The 14,839-nt window shown below is 66.8% G+C and carries 15 protein-coding genes; 14 read left to right on the top strand and 1 reads right to left on the bottom strand.

Annotated features, from left to right (window positions below; genetic code table 11):
* Positions 1-141: 141 nt before the first annotated feature.
* From mihF to CH290_RS11990, 7 genes are all read left to right on the top strand, one after another.
* A complete protein-coding gene (gene mihF / locus CH290_RS12020; RefSeq protein ID WP_019666383.1) occupies positions 142-462 on the top strand; it encodes an integration host factor, actinobacterial type in 321 nt (106 codons plus the stop codon).
* An 18-nt stretch (positions 463-480) separates the two neighbouring features.
* Entirely contained in the window at positions 481-1,077 is a 597-nt protein-coding gene (gmk, locus tag CH290_RS12015) for a guanylate kinase (RefSeq protein ID WP_019666382.1), read from the top strand.
* A 64-nt stretch (positions 1,078-1,141) separates the two neighbouring features.
* Complete coding sequence (rpoZ, locus tag CH290_RS12010; protein WP_019666381.1) at positions 1,142-1,447, top strand: DNA-directed RNA polymerase subunit omega; 306 nt, start codon at positions 1,142-1,144, stop codon at positions 1,445-1,447.
* 22 nt (positions 1,448-1,469) lie between these two features.
* Positions 1,470-2,762, top strand: a complete 1,293-nt coding sequence (gene coaBC / locus CH290_RS12005) for a bifunctional phosphopantothenoylcysteine decarboxylase/phosphopantothenate--cysteine ligase CoaBC (protein ID WP_033189684.1) — start codon at positions 1,470-1,472, stop codon at positions 2,760-2,762.
* A gap of 99 nt (positions 2,763-2,861) precedes the next feature.
* Positions 2,862-4,079, top strand: coding sequence for a methionine adenosyltransferase (metK, locus tag CH290_RS12000; protein WP_019666379.1), 1,218 nt, complete (start codon positions 2,862-2,864; stop codon positions 4,077-4,079).
* Positions 4,076-6,112 (top strand): primosomal protein N', encoded by a 2,037-nt coding sequence (locus CH290_RS11995; protein ID WP_176460161.1) that lies wholly within the window; start codon positions 4,076-4,078, stop codon positions 6,110-6,112. The genes metK and CH290_RS11995 overlap by 4 nt, the downstream gene beginning before the upstream one ends.
* Before the next feature lie 91 nt (positions 6,113-6,203).
* On the top strand, positions 6,204-7,055 hold the full coding sequence (locus tag CH290_RS11990; protein ID WP_033189686.1) for a cyclase family protein: 852 nt from the start codon (positions 6,204-6,206) through the stop codon (positions 7,053-7,055).
* On the opposite strand, the gene CH290_RS11985 is transcribed toward CH290_RS11990, so the two are convergent.
* The gene (locus CH290_RS11985; protein ID WP_033189687.1) at positions 6,971-8,758 is read right to left on the bottom strand and encodes a GGDEF domain-containing protein; all 1,788 of its coding nucleotides are present in this window, start codon (positions 8,756-8,758) and stop codon (positions 6,971-6,973) included. The two genes, CH290_RS11990 and CH290_RS11985, sit on opposite strands and share 85 nt — an antisense overlap.
* 158 nt (positions 8,759-8,916) lie before the next feature.
* Between CH290_RS11985 and CH290_RS11980 the strand changes: the two genes are divergently transcribed.
* From CH290_RS11980 to CH290_RS11950, 7 genes are all read left to right on the top strand, one after another.
* Positions 8,917-9,540 carry a PadR family transcriptional regulator gene (locus CH290_RS11980; RefSeq protein ID WP_080748739.1) on the top strand — a complete coding sequence of 208 codons (624 nt, stop codon included), beginning with the start codon at positions 8,917-8,919 and terminating at the stop codon, positions 9,538-9,540.
* An 87-nt stretch (positions 9,541-9,627) separates the two neighbouring features.
* Positions 9,628-10,551, top strand: a complete 924-nt coding sequence (gene fmt / locus CH290_RS11975; RefSeq protein WP_033189689.1) for a methionyl-tRNA formyltransferase — start codon at positions 9,628-9,630, stop codon at positions 10,549-10,551.
* A gap of 41 nt (positions 10,552-10,592) precedes the next feature.
* The gene (locus CH290_RS11970) at positions 10,593-12,023 is read left to right on the top strand and encodes an RsmB/NOP family class I SAM-dependent RNA methyltransferase (RefSeq protein ID WP_371828592.1); all 1,431 of its coding nucleotides are present in this window, start codon (positions 10,593-10,595) and stop codon (positions 12,021-12,023) included.
* Positions 12,024-12,074: 51 nt separating this feature from the next.
* Entirely contained in the window at positions 12,075-12,410 is a 336-nt protein-coding gene (locus tag CH290_RS11965; RefSeq protein WP_033189745.1) for an MmcQ/YjbR family DNA-binding protein, read from the top strand.
* A 63-nt stretch (positions 12,411-12,473) separates the two neighbouring features.
* Positions 12,474-13,151 (top strand): ribulose-phosphate 3-epimerase, encoded by a 678-nt coding sequence (rpe, locus tag CH290_RS11960; RefSeq protein WP_019666370.1) that lies wholly within the window; start codon positions 12,474-12,476, stop codon positions 13,149-13,151.
* Positions 13,151-14,176 carry a bifunctional diaminohydroxyphosphoribosylaminopyrimidine deaminase/5-amino-6-(5-phosphoribosylamino)uracil reductase RibD gene (gene ribD, locus CH290_RS11955; protein ID WP_019666369.1) on the top strand — a complete coding sequence of 342 codons (1,026 nt, stop codon included), beginning with the start codon at positions 13,151-13,153 and terminating at the stop codon, positions 14,174-14,176. Before rpe ends, ribD begins: the two co-directional genes overlap by 1 nt.
* A gap of 25 nt (positions 14,177-14,201) precedes the next feature.
* Positions 14,202-14,816: a riboflavin synthase gene (locus tag CH290_RS11950; protein ID WP_033189691.1), complete on the top strand. Its 615-nt coding sequence runs from the start codon at positions 14,202-14,204 to the stop codon at positions 14,814-14,816.
* Positions 14,817-14,839: the final 23 nt, after the last annotated feature.

The following is a 14,839-nucleotide window of genomic DNA, read 5'->3' as shown; positions in this document are numbered from 1 at the left end:
CGGCCACGGGGTGAGTTAGCGGCGCGGCCCGCACGTCGGTACCGTCGCTGTCGTTGCTGGTTACCGCTGGTCTGTCAGCAGCGACGTGCACCGGGAGACCACAGGTGCACGGTTCATCGACGAACGAGTTACGGAGGAATCGTGGCGCTTCCCCAATTGACGCCGGAGCAGCGTGCCGCCGCGCTAGAGAAGGCGGCTGCAGCCCGAAAAGTACGTGCCGAGCTCAAGGAGCGGCTCAAGCGAGGCGGGACCGATCTGAAGCAGGTTCTCGCGGATGCGGAGACCGACGAGATCCTCGGCAAGATGAAGGTCTCGGCCCTGCTGGAGGCGTTGCCGAAGGTGGGTAAGGTCAAGGCTCAAGAATTGATGACCGAGTTGGAGATCGCACCGTCGAGGCGCATCCGGGGCCTCGGTGATCGTCAGCGTAAGGCTTTGTTGACCAAATTCGATTTCGAAGCGTGATCTACGGAGGTACGGCACGTGTCCGACAGTGACGCGTCACCGCACGGGAGGGGCCGGCTGATCGTTCTGGCCGGTCCCTCCGGTGTCGGCAAATCCAGCGTCGTTCGCGTGTTGCGACGTGAACTTCCGGAACTGTGGTTCAGCGTGTCGGTGACGACGCGGGATCCGCGGCCCGGCGAGATCGACGGCGAGGACTACCACTTCGTCACAGCGGCCGAGTTCGACCGGATGATCGAGGCAGGCGAGTTGCTCGAGTGGGCGAGTGTGCACAGTGGTCTGCATCGTTCCGGTACGCCTGCCGCGCCGGTGGAGGCGGCGTTGGAGGACGGCAAGCCCGTTCTGCTCGAGCTCGATCTGGCTGGGGCACGCGCGGTACGTGTGTCGAAGCCGGAGGCAACTCTGGTGTTCATGGCCCCGCCCACGTGGGACGATCTGGTCCAGCGCCTGACCTCGCGTGCGACGGAGGATCCGGCGGTCACCGCACGTAGACTCGAGACGGCGAAGGTCGAATTGGCTGCGCAGGAGGAGTTCGACACGGTGGTTGTCAATACCGATGTCGACCATTCTTGTGCTCAGTTGGTATCCTTGTTGGTCGGTAGGTCGTCGGTCGGTTGACCCCGGCCTGCAATCGACGAAAGCGCTCCGCAGCACACACGATGTACAACTCAGGAGATTCATAGTGAGCAGTAGTTCTCTGGCCGGTTCCGACTTCGACGCGCGTAGCGCACTTCCGGCTTACGACACGCCGCTCGGAATCACCAACCCTCCCATCGACGAGCTCCTCGCTCGCACGTCGTCCAAGTACGCACTGGTCATCTACGCGGCCAAGCGTGCACGCCAGATCAACGACTACTACAACCAGCTCGGTGACGGAATCCTCGAGTACGTGGGCCCGCTCGTCGAGCCGGGTCTGCAGGAGAAGCCGCTGTCGATCGCGCTCCGCGAGATCCACGAAGATCTGCTCGAGCACACCGAAGGCGAATGACAATCGAATAGGACCGGGTCCGTTGCGCGTAGTCGTCGGGGTAGGCGGGGGAATCGCCGCCTACAAGAGCTGTTCCATCATTCGTAGCTTCACCGAGGCAGGTCATCACGTTCGTGTGGTGCCCACGGAATCGGCGTTGGAATTCGTCGGTCGCGCAACGTTCGAGGCTCTGTCCGGCAGCCCGGTTCACACCGGCGTCTTCGCCGACGTGCCCGAGGTGCCACACGTCCGGCTCGGCAAGGAAGCCGATCTTGTCGTCGTCGCGCCTGCAACGGCGGATCTGATGGCTCGACTCGCCGGCGGCCGTGCAGACGATCTCCTGACTGCAACTCTGCTCACCGCTCGGTGTCCCGTGCTGCTCGCTCCAGCGATGCACACCGAGATGTGGGAGCACCCGGCAACCGTCGCCAACGTCGACACGCTGCGCAGTCGGGGCGTCACCGTCCTCGAACCCGCATCCGGTCGGCTGACCGGACGCGACACGGGGGCAGGCAGACTCCCCGACCCAGACGAAATCTACGGTCTCGCGCTTCTGCTCGCCGAGCGCGCGGACGCGCTTCCTCGTGACTTGACCGGTCGCACGCTCGTCGTCACGGCGGGCGGTACGCGCGAACCTCTCGATCCTGTTCGGTTCCTCGGGAACAGGAGTTCCGGCAAGCAGGGGTACGCGCTCGCGCGAGTCGCCGCTCAGCGTGGGGCGGATGTGACCTTGATCTCGGGCTACACCGCAAATCTGGCGGACCCCGCCGCTGTCGATGTCGTCGAAGTCAAGACGGCGCAGCAAATGCAGGCCGCGGTTCGCAAGTTCGCTCCCGACGCGGACGCGATCGTCATGGCTGCCGCCGTTGCGGACTTCCGTCCGGCCAGCGTGGCCGGCAGCAAGATCAAGAAGGGCGCGAACGAGCCCGATTCGATACCTCTGGTCAAGAACGACGACATACTCGCCGGCCTCGTCGACGCCCGTCGAGCAGGCGAAATCCCCGCCTCCACCGTCATCGTCGGGTTCGCGGCGGAGACCGGCGACGAGAACGGCGACGTTCTGACCTACGCGAGGGCCAAGTTGGCCCGCAAGGGATGCGACCTACTGGTGGTCAACGCCGTGGGCGAAGGCAAGGCGTTCGAGGTCGACCACAACGACGGATGGTTGCTCGGCGCCGACGGATCCGAGTCCGCACTGGGTGAGGGATCCAAGTCCTTGCTCGCAGGCCGCGTCCTCGACGCGGTCGGCACGATACTGTCCGCAGGTTCGACACAGCGCACGGGTTCGACACAGCGCACGGAATCGACACATCGCACGGGTTCGAATCAGCCGTGATTGCAAGGGTGCACAGGCATCCTGTGCACGACTAGTGTCGAATATTTGTAGATACAGCTTGGCTGAAGTGAACGCTTTTGACACGTCGAGAGGAAACACGTGAGCAAGTCCGGTAGTCGGCTCTTCACCAGTGAGTCGGTAACAGAGGGCCACCCCGACAAGATCTGTGACGCGATCAGCGACTCGATCCTCGACGCGCTGCTGACGGAGGATCCTCGTGCACGCGTGGCCGTCGAGACGCTCGTCACGACGGGCCAGGTTCACGTTGCCGGCGAGGTCAATACGACGGCGTGGGCGGACATCCCCAAGATCGTGCGCGACAAGGTGCTCGAGATCGGGTACGACTCGTCGGCGAAGGGCTTCGACGGCAACTCCTGCGGAGTCAACGTGGCGATCGGCGCACAGTCGCCCGAGATCGCGCAGGGCGTCGATCACTCGCACGAGGCGCGTGTCGAGGGGTTGTCCGACGACGAGATCGACCGTCAGGGCGCAGGCGACCAGGGATTGATGTTCGGGTACGCCAACACCGACACTCCTGAGCTCATGCCACTGCCGATTGCTCTGGCGCACAGGCTTTCTCGACGACTCACCGAGGTGCGGAAGAGCGGCGTCCTGCCGTACCTGCGTCCCGACGGCAAGACTCAGGTCACCATCGAGTACGACGGTGACAACGCAGTCCGTCTCGACACGGTGGTCGTGTCCACGCAGCACGCCGCGGACATCGATCTCGACAACCTACTGACGCCGGACATTCGCGAGAAGGTGCTCGGATCGGTCCTGGCGGAACTGAACGTCCCGTCCCTCGACACCTCCGACGTCCGGCTGCTGGTCAACCCCACCGGCAAGTTCGTTCTCGGCGGGCCCATGGGTGACGCAGGCCTGACCGGACGCAAGATCATCGTCGACACCTACGGCGGCATGGCCCGGCACGGCGGTGGCGCGTTCTCGGGCAAGGACCCGTCCAAGGTGGACCGCAGCGCCGCGTACGCGATGCGCTGGGTAGCCAAGAACGCGGTGGCGGCAGGTCTCGCGGACCGCATCGAGGTACAGGTTGCCTACGCCATCGGCAAGGCTGCACCCGTCGGTCTGTTCGTGGAGACCTTCGGAACCGAGAAGACCGATCCTGCTCGCATCCAGGCCGCGATCTCGGAGGTGTTCGACCTACGTCCGGGCGCCATCATCCGCGATCTGGATCTGCTTCGACCGATCTACGCGCAGACCGCCGCGTACGGCCACTTCGGCCGAACCGACATCGACCTGCCGTGGGAGTCGACGGACCGCGCAGACAAGCTCCGCGCCGCCGCGGGACTCGCCTGAGCAGCGCACCGAAAGCGGCAGCACCCGAGCTACCCGTAGCTCGGGTGTTGCCGCTTCTCCCGCTCCCGCATCTCGACCGCGAATTCGACTACCTCGTTCCGGCGGAGCTCTCGGAGGATGCGAATCGCGGTGTGCGAGTGCGTATTCGCTTTGCCGGCCGGCTGGTCGACGGCTACATCGTGGAGCGTGTCGCCACGAGCGACCACACCGGCAAACTCGGCTTTCTCGATCGCGTCGTCTCACCCGAACGTGTCCTCACCTCGGAGATCGCGACGCTGGTCGACGCTGTTGCGCACCGCTACGCAGGAACGCGCGCCGACGTGTTGAGGCTCGCCGTCCCGCCGCGTCACGCCAAGGTCGAATCGGAGCCGCTGCCGGATGTCTCCGCCGTCTCCACCGCTGCCGACCACCCAGTTGTCGACGCCTCTGTGTGGGACAGGTACACACACGGCGCTGCGTTCGTCGATGCTCTCAGGGCGGGCCGTGGACCCCGAGCGGTCTGGCAGGCGCTGCCGGGTGAGGACTGGGCACGGCGGATCGCGGAGATAGCGGCCGTGACGGCAACGTCGGGTCGCAGTGCCGTCGTAGTGGTGCCGGACCAGCGGGATCTGGACCGAGTGGCGTCGGCGTGTCAGGCCGTCCTCGGCGACGACCAGGTGGTGGCACTGTCGGCCGGGCTCGGCCCGGCGAAACGCTATCGACGCTGGCTCGCTGCGCTACGGCGCGACGTGTCCGTAGTGGTCGGGACCAGGAGTGCCGTGTTCGCCCCGGTGCAGAACCTCGGCCTGATGGTGCTGTGGGACGACGGCGACGACGGGTACGCCGAACCACGTTCGCCCTATCCCCATGCGCGCGAGGTGGCGCTCCTCCGAGCGCACGGCACCGGGTGCGGCGTCGTCCTCGCCGGGCATGCGCGCACCGCCGAGGCCGAAGCCCTCGTCGACTCGGGCTGGGCTCACGACCTGTTGGCGTCGCGTGAGACGGTGCGGGCCGCGCAACCGCACATCGTCGCGCTGGCGGACAGTGATCATGCGCTGGCACGTGACCCGGGGGCGCGTGCTGCGAGACTGCCGGCCATCGCGTTCGACGCCGCGAGGACCGCTCTGAAGAACGACACGGCGGTGCTGGTTCAGGTTCCGCGCGGCGGGTACGTACCGTCGCTCGCATGCGCGAAGTGCCGCAACCCCGCTCGATGTCGACGGTGCAACGGACCGCTCGCGTTGCCGTCTGCGCCGGGTGCCGACGGAGCAGGTAGCCCGACGTGCCGGTGGTGCGGAGCTGCGGACACCAACCACAAGTGCGCTGTGTGCGGATCGAGGGCCCTGCGTGCGGTCGTGATCGGCGCGCACCGCACCGCCGAGGAGTTGGGCCGCGCCTTCCCAGGTGTTCCGGTGCGCACGTCCGGTGGAAGCGCTGTCCTGGACTCGGTGGATGCCGGTGCGTCGCTGGTGATCTCGACGGTGGGTGCGGAACCGACGATCAGCGGCGGGTACGGGGCGGCGCTGCTGCTCGACGGATGGGCACTGCTCGGGCGTGCGGACCTCCGAGCGGCCGAGGAAACCCTCAGACGATGGATGACGGCGTCGGCGCTGGTACGCCCCGGTGCCGACGGCGGCAGGGTGGTCGTGGTCGCGGAATCCGAGCTGCCCACCGTTCAGGCGTTGGTGCGGTGGGATCCGGTCGGCCACGCCCGAAGCGAGTTGGACGAGCGCGTCGACGTTCGCTTTCCTCCCGCCGTCCACGTCGCGGCGGTCGACGGAACGACAGCCGCGATCACGGCGCTCGTCGAATCCGCGGAACTTCCGGCCGAGACCGAAGTCCTCGGGCCCGTGGAACTGCCCGACGGGCAGCGTCTGCCCGCGGGCGGGGGAGAGGACCGACTTCCCGGCGACGTACAGCGAATACTGCTCCGCGTGCCTCGTCGTGCAGGCGGAGCGCTGGCGCGTGCTCTCGCCGACGCGCAAGCCGCCAGCAGCGCCCGGAAGAACACGGAAGCGGTTCGCGTACAGATCGATCCGATCCGCATCGGTTGACGCTCCCATCAGCGCCCCTCAGCGCCTAGAGTCCATACCGACAGTCGAGTCGGACTGGACACGAGTCGTACATCGGAGCGGGGTCGGGGAAATGAAACGTAGACAGTTGATCAGACGTGTCGCGACGGGCTTGGCCGTCGTCGCAGGTGCGAAACTCGCCGGGCCTGCGGTCGCCCAGGCGGCACCGGGGTCGGGGTCGTCGAATCTGCCGGGGTTCGGAATACCGCTGGATCGTCTGCTGAAGATCGTGTCGCTCTCGCACGTGAACGACCCGGCGACGACGCCGATCTTCCCCGGCGATCCGGAGTTCGTGCTCGAGACGGCTGCGACGGTGGCCGAGGACGGCTATTACCTCCAGAACGTTCGTGAGGGTGAGCACACCGGATCGCATTGGGGTGCACCCGCTCATTTCCAGGACGGTGGCCTGACGGCAGATCAGCTCGTTCCGGAGGATCTGTTTCTCCCGGCGGTGAAGATCGACATTCGGGAGAGGGCGGCGGCGAACGCCGACTACGCGGTGACGATCGCCGATCTTCAGGAGTGGGAGGCGTCCAACGGACGAATTCCGTCCGGTGCCGCCGTCGTTCTGTGGACCGGGTGGGAATCGCGTTGGGGGACAGACGCGTACGTGAACGCCGACGCCGACGGTGTCACTCACCAGCCGGGATTCTCCGTCGATGCAGTGCAGTGGCTCATCGACACGGGTCGTCTCGCGGAACGAGGTGCGTTGGGAACCGACACCTTCGGGCCCGACCTCGGCAACGACGATACCTATCCGGTGTCGGTGAAGCTGTACGACAGGCATCGCATCAGCCTCGAGAATCTGCGCAACCTGGAACAGCTGCCCACCACCGGCGCCTACGTTCTGGTCGGTGGTCCGATCAATCGGGCTGGATCCGGTTCGCCGGCAACGATATTCGGACTGGTTCCACGGCTGCCCTGAGCGTCCGCAGCGGCGCGCCCGTGACCGAACCAGTCGAACGGCGCGCCCTGCACCGACAGGTTGTAGACCATACGGAGGGTTCCGTCGGAGTCGTACGCGAACACTCCGGCCTTGCCGTTCTTCTTGGCCTCGTACATCGCTCGATCGGCGTTGCGTAGCAGGGCGTCGGCGGTGACGGAGTGCTCGAACACGTCGAGTTCCACGACGCCGACGCTGGCACCGATGGAGACGACGTGGCCCTCGATGTCCTGTGGTTCTCGCAGCGAGTCCACTATCGATCGGGCCGTGGTGCAGCCGGCATCGATGGATGCCGGGATGAGCACGGTGAACTCGTCGCCGCCGAATCGGGCGACGACTCCGCCGTGTTCTCCAGCGTTCACCGAATCCACGAGTCGACCCGACAGAGTCTTCAGCGATCGATCGCCTGCTCCGTGACCGAGCCTGTCGTTGATTGCTTTGAAGTCGTCCAGGTCGACGAGCAGAAGTACTCCGACATCGCCGTTGTCGTTGTGACGTTCGATGGCGGCGGCGAGGTGTTCGTCGAAGGCGGAGCGATTGAGCAGACCGGTCAATCCGTCGTGGTGCGCGCGATAGGTCAGCTCGTTCTGAGTCGAGTACAGCGTGCGCAGGAGCGCGTCGTTCTGTACGAGCGTCATGACCTGCCGCACCACCGCGAGCACGATCACGCCGAGAAACAGACCGAAGACGACAGGGTCCACGGTCCCGTTCGTGAACCGCTGCAGCGCCACGGCCACTCCGGTCAGAGCCATCAGCGCGTACGGCACCAGGAGCTGGGTCCGGTCGTGCCCGGATCCGGGCAGCGACTCGGTGGGCTCGAGTGGCCGGGTGGGCCCGGGTGATCGGATGGGCGCGGGTGATCGGATGGGCGCCGGTGTTGGGGCGAACTCGGGGTCCGTGCTCGTCGCGACGACCGACGGCGCCGAGGCCGCCAGCGCGATCAGGACCGGTCCGGCGATGAAACCGGCGTCGGCGATCAACGGCATCTCGTTTGCACCCGATGCGACCAGGTACGCGTACAGGCTGTCGGAGACGGCCAGCGATGTCAGACCCCCACCCAGCAGGGTGAGCTGAGCCCGGTAACGCCGCAGGACGCGGGGTATCACGGCGAGCAATCCGACCATGGCCAGGAGGACGAGGTCGGTGATGGGGTACATGAGAGCGATGAGGAACTGCAGCGAATCGGATCGGTCCGAGCGGGCGACCTGACCGAGCACCGTCGCCCACGAGATCACGAACAACGAGCCGACGACGACGAGACCGTCCAGAACCGACGTGAGCCACTGGTAAGTGCTGCCCGACTCCGTGCGATGGGGCGCGCGTCGCATCACGGACAGGAGTGCGGGCACCGCGAAGATGGGGAAGAGGAAGAAACCGATGTCCGCGTAGGACGGCGATGGCAAGGGCACATCCAGCACCGATCGGTAGAGGGCCCAGATCACCATCCCGCCGGTCCAGCACGCCATGCCGGCGGCCATCAGCAGGCGCCACCGACGCTGTGCGCCGGATCGGCGTCCACCGGTGCGCCAGCACACGACGGTGGCAGCGATCCCTCCGGCGAGTTGGCCTGCGTCGTCGAGGGCGACCGACGCGGCGTCGGGGAGAAGTCCGGAACTCGCGAGCGCCACGACGAGGGCGACCGCACCGAGGGAAGCGATCACGCGCTTCCTCAGTGAGTTCGCCATGGTGCCCCCTCGTATCGACACGAACCTCGGTGCGAACAGGCTAGCCGCTCGTGGCAGCTGTCGGCCGCCGTCCAATGAACTGCTCGACAGTCACTCTTGCCGAAAACGTATTGTCGATATATCGTCAATACGTCCAAACGATACAGAAGGAGACGGACATGGAAAATTTCTACGAACATGAGCACGTCCACGGACACGCACGGCGCGGGGGACCGCATCACCGGGGCGGTCCCCATCATCGGGGCGGTTTCGGTCCCGGCGGTTTCGGGCCTGCGGGCAACCTCGGCCGCGGCCGCGGCCGCGGAGGACGAGGTCGTCGCGGTGACGTTCGAGCTGCAGTCCTGCTGATCCTGGCCGAGTCGCCGATGCACGGGTACGAGCTGATCCAGCAGATCGTCGCGAAGAGCGAGGGCGCGTGGAAGCCGAGCCCGGGGTCCATCTATCCCGCGCTCTCACAGCTCGAGGACGAGGGTCTCGTCCTGATCGAGAAGGTCGACGGTCGCAAGACGGCTCGCCTGACCGAGACCGGCCGGACGTTCGTCGACGAACACCGGGAGGATCTGGGTTCTCCGTGGGACGACGTACGCGGAACGGTCGGAGGTGATGCGATGGACCTGCGGGGTCTGATCGGATTGCTGATGGGTGCCGCAGGTCAGGTCGCTGCGGTCGGGACGCCGGGTCAGGTCGCGGCCGCAAGCGAGGTTCTCGTCGATGCGCGCAGACGCCTGTACCGAATTCTGGCCGAGGAGGAGACACCGCACGCCGGTGAGTCCGACGCATGATCGACGGGCGTGCTCGTGCCCGGTGGGTGGTCCCTAGAATGGGTGGTTCGTGAGAAATCCGTTCTACCTATTCGTGGGAGCCCTCTGGTGCGCGTTGTGTTCGCAGGTACGCCCGACCCGGCAGTTCCGTCGCTGGCGCGACTGATCTCGTCGGATCGGCACGACGTGGTCGCGGTGATCACGCGTCCGGATGCGGCCGCAGGTCGTGGACGCAAGATCGGACGCTCGCCCGTCGGACTGCTGGCAGATGAACACGGGATCCCGGTGTTGACGCCGCAGCGCCCGTCGGAGCCGGAGTTCCTCGACGCTCTCACCGCGCTCGAACCCGACGTGTGCCCGGTCGTCGCATACGGAGCACTGCTGCCGCGGCCGGTGCTGAACGTACCGAAGTTCGGATGGATCAATCTGCACTTCTCGCTGCTCCCCGCGTGGCGGGGCGCGGCCCCGGTTCAAGCAGCGATCTCCGCGGGCGACGACGTGACGGGCGCATCGACGTTCCTCCTCGAGGAAGGCATGGACACCGGCCCGGTCCTGGGCGTCGTCACCGAAACCATCGGGTCGACCGACTCGGCGGGCGACCTGCTGGGCCGCCTCGCGCTCAGTGGTGCGGTACTGCTCGAAGCGACTCTCGACGCGATCGAGGCCGGTGAGGCCTCCGCAGTTCCGCAACCGGTAGACGGCGTGTCCTACGCACCGAAGATCACCGTCGACTCGGCGCGCATCGACTGGACCTCCTCGGCGGCGTCGATCGACCGGCACGTCCGCGCGGTGACCCCGTCGCCCGGTGCGTGGACGACGATCGGAGACGTGCGGCTGAAAGTAGCCCCGGTCACAGTGTCGGACGTGGACCTCGAAGCCGGGCACGTCCTGGTCCGCAAGGACGGGGTGTTCGTCGGGACTGCAACGACCGCAGTAGCTCTGGGCGACGTCCAACCCCAGGGCAAGAAACTCATGAAAGCACTCGACTGGGCGCGCGGTGCCCGGCTGACGGAAACGGCGGTTGCCCTGTGAGCTCCGAGAAGAACCAGGGCCGAGCAGGCCGACGCGGCAACGTGAACAACGGGCCGACGCGCACCTCGGGATCCCGCCGGGGGGCGGGCAACCGGCCGAATCGTGGGGGAGGGCCGGGGTCGACCCCGCCTGTCGACCCTGCGCGACTCGCCGCCAGAGACGTACTGAAGGCGGTACGCGAGCGGGATGCCTACGCCAACCTCGTGCTCCCGGGGCTGCTGCGCGAGCGCAAGCTCGACACGCGTGATGCTGCCCTGGCGACCGAACTCGCCTACGGAGCGTCGCGAGCCCGAGGATTCCTCGACTCGGTCATCGAAAGCGGTTCGGGTCGTGCGATTTCGGAGATAGACGGTGGTCTGCTCGACATCCTGAGGCTGGGTGCTTACCAACTGCTTCGTACCCGCGTGGCGCCCCACGCTGCCGTGGCGACGTCGGTCGATCTGACCAGGGCCGAGTTCGGCAGCGGCAAGGCAGGATTCGTCAACGCCGTGCTTCGGCGAGTGTCGGAGAAGTCCGCCGATCGATGGGTCGACGAGCTCGCTCCCGCAGCAGACAAGGATCCCGTCGGACATCTGGCGTTCGAGTACGCGCATCCCAAGTGGATCGCGCAGGCCTTCGCCGACGCGCTCGGGGCGGACGCCGCAGAACTGGCGGATGTGCTGGCCGCCGACGATGCCAGGCCCGCAGTCCATCTCGTCGCACGACCTGGGGAGATCTCCGCCGAGGAGCTCGCCCTCGTCACCGGAGGTGAAGAGGGCAAGTACTCGCCGTACGCCGTCTATCTCGACGGCGGTGATCCCGGCAAGCTCGACGCAGTCCGAGACGGCCTGGCCGGTGTGCAGGACGAGGGCAGCCAACTGGTGGCGCGCGCGCTGACGCTGGCACCGATCGAGGGCGAGGACGGCGGACGCTGGCTGGACCTGTGTGCAGGTCCCGGAGGCAAGGCGGCTCTGCTCGGGGCGATCGCCGAGATCGACGGCGCCCGTGTCGACGCCGTCGAACCGACCCCGCACCGTGCCGACCTCGTGTCGAAGACGACGAAGGGGCTCCCGGTCACCGTTCACATCGTGGACGGCCGGGACCCGGGTCTCGACGGCGGATACGACCGCGTCCTGGTCGATGCGCCCTGCACCGGACTCGGAGCGCTGCGCCGGAGGCCCGAGGCGCGGTGGCGTCGCACGCAGTCCGACCTGGCGGGGCTGGTGGCGTTGCAGAAGGAACTGCTCGCCTCCGCACTGAAGCTGGTACGGCCGGGCGGCGTGGTCGTGTATTCGACCTGTTCGCCGCACCTGTCCGAGACCACGGCCGTCGTCGCGGACGCGGTGCGCCGATACGGTGCTCGGCAGCTCGACACCCACCAGCTCCTGCCCGACGTTCCACAGCTCGGTGACGGTGCGTCGGCGCAGCTGTGGCCGCACCGCCACGGAACGGACGCGATGTTCCTCGCTGCGCTTCGTCGACCGTTGGACTGACGCTGCGCATTCCTCCAAGTGTCGCGGCCGGACATGGTCGACACTGTTCCCATGGCACTTGCATGGGAAGACCTCGTCACGTTCGCCGCGACCCTTCCGGAGACCGAGGAGTCGACGTCCTACAACACTCCCGCGTTGAAGGTGGCGAACAAGTTGATAGCCCGTCTACGGGCCGAAGCAGAGGGCGGCGTGGTCGTCATGTGCAGCCTCGAAGAGAAAGAAGCTCTGCTGGCCTCGCCCGGCTCCGCGTACTACACCACGGATCACTACGACGGGCACGGCTCGATCATCGTGGACCTGGACCGGGCGGACGCCACTGAAGTGCAGGAGCTGCTCACCGAAGCGTGGCGAGCGAAGGCGCCCAAGCGGGCCCTGAAGCGGCTCTGAATCGGGCACGGAGAAATCACGCGCCGCGGGAGCCCGGCGGCCGACCCTTTAAGCTGTCTCATCGTGGCAGCTCCGATGATCGCTCCGTCCATCCTCTCCGCCGACTTCGCCCGTCTGGGGGAGGAAGCAGAGGCCGTCGCAGGCTCCGACTGGCTCCACGTCGACGTCATGGACGCGCATTTCGTTCCCAATCTGACGCTCGGCCTTCCCGTCGTCCAGAGTCTCGTCAAGGCCACCGACATACCCCTCGATTGCCATCTGATGATCGAGGATCCGGCTCGGTGGGCGCCGCCGTACGCGGAGGCGGGTGCCTACAACGTCACGTTCCACGCGGAGGCGACGGACGATCCCATTGCCGTCGCGAAGGACATCCGTGCAGCGGGAGCCAAAGCAGGCCTGAGCGTGAAGCCCGGCACCCCGATCGAGCCGTACCTCGAGATACTTCGGCATTTCGACACGCTGCTCGTCATGAGCGTCGAGCCGGGCTTCGGCGGACAGTCGTTCATGCCCGAGGTGCTGAGCAAGGCTCGCACGGTACGCAATCTCGTCGACTCCGGCGAACTGACCTTGGTCGTCGAGATCGACGGCGGCATCAATGCCGACACCATCGAGCAGGCCGCGGACGCCGGCGTCGACTGCTTCGTCGCCGGGTCCGCCGTGTACGGCACAGCCGATCCCGCAGCGACCGTGCGCGCGTTGCGCGACCGTGCAGCCGGGGCGTCGCACCACCTCGCACACTGATGACATCCGGCGCCGCTGTGAGCGAGACCGCCGCCATGGCGCTCGCCATCGCCGCGTCGGAAACGGCCAGGGGGTCGACCAGTCCCAATCCGCCGGTCGGAGCCGTCATCCTCGACGCCGACGGGGTCGTCGTGGGGACCGGGGCGACGCGGCCGCCCGGGGGTCCGCACGCCGAGGTGGTCGCTCTTGCGGAAGCCGGTGAACGCGCACGCGGCGGAACGGCAGTGGTCACGCTCGAACCGTGCAATCACACCGGTCGGACCGGTCCGTGCTCGCAGGCGCTGATCGCGGCAGGCGTTCGTCGTGTCGTCTATGCGGTGGCCGATCCCAACCCTCTTGCCGAAGGGGGAGCAGGCACGCTCGCCGAGGCAGGCGTCGACGTCTCGTCCGGATTGGAGTCCGACGCCGTGAAGCGCGGTCCACTGCGTGCGTGGCTGCACAAGCAACGGACCGGACGCCCCCACATCACGTTGAAGTACGCGGCGAGTCTCGACGGCCGCAGCGCAGCGCAGGACGGCACGAGTCAGTGGATCACCGGACCCGACGCTCGCGCGCACGTACACGCGCAGCGCGCGACTCTGGACGCAATCGTCGTCGGGACCGGAACCGTGATCGCGGACGATCCGCTGCTCACGGCCCGGCTTCCCGACGGAAGCTCCGCACCGCACCAACCCGTCCGCGTCGTCGTCGGCCATCGTGACATCCCTCCCGAGGCGCGCATCCGCGGCGACCACACACGCACGATCTTCGTCCGATCGCACGATCCGCACGACGTCGTCGACGCGCTCGGTGAGTACACCGACGTCCTGGTCGAGGGTGGGCCGACCCTGGCCGGCGCTTTTCTCGCCGCAGGTGTCGTCGACCGCATCGTGGCGTACATCGCTCCCGTCGTACTCGGTTCGGGGACCTCGGCGGTGGAGAATGCAGGCGTCGGAACAATTTCCGACGCCCTGCGGTTCTCGATCGAGAGTGTCGTCCCACTGGGAACCGACGTGGTCGTCAGCGCGGTGAAGCTGCAGAAGTGACCGGAAACGAGAGAGTGGAGATCTGATGTTCACTGGGATTGTCGAGGAACTCGGCGAGATCGTCGGCAAGGACGATCTGACCGATGCCGCCCGCTTCACGGTGAAGGGTCCGATCGTCACGTCGGATGCAGGGCACGGTGATTCGATCGCCGTGAACGGTGTGTGCCTGACGGTCGTCGACGTGCTGGCCGACGGCGCGTTCACGGCCGACGTGATGCAGGAGACGTTGAACCGGTCCAGCTTGCAGCGCTTGGAGGTGGGCAGCCGGGTCAATCTGGAACGTGCGGCAGCACTGAACAGCAGGCTGGGTGGTCACCTGGTTCAGGGTCATGTCGACGGCACCGGGACGGTGGTGAACCGATCTCCTTCGGAGAACTGGACGGTCGTCCGGATCGCAATGCCCACCTCGGTCGCGCGGTACGTCGTCGAGAAGGGCTCCATCACCGTCGACGGGGTGTCGCTGACGGTGTCGGCGCTCGGTCGCGACGACGACGGCGGGCACTGGTTCGAGATCTCGCTCATTCCGACGACGCTCGACCTGACGACGCTGGGTAGTTCGGACGTCGGGACGCCGGTGAACCTCGAGGTCGACGTGATCGCCAAATACGTCGAACGGCTGCAGACCCTCGCCGCCGAGTAGGAATGCCGGAAAGTTACTGTTGA

Origin of the sequence: Rhodococcus sp. 06-156-4, assembly GCF_002259345.1 — a bacterium.
GTDB classification, from domain to species: Bacteria; Actinomycetota; Actinomycetes; order Mycobacteriales; family Mycobacteriaceae; genus Rhodococcoides; species Rhodococcoides fascians_E.
This window is presented reverse-complemented; position numbering and strand designations above follow the sequence as displayed.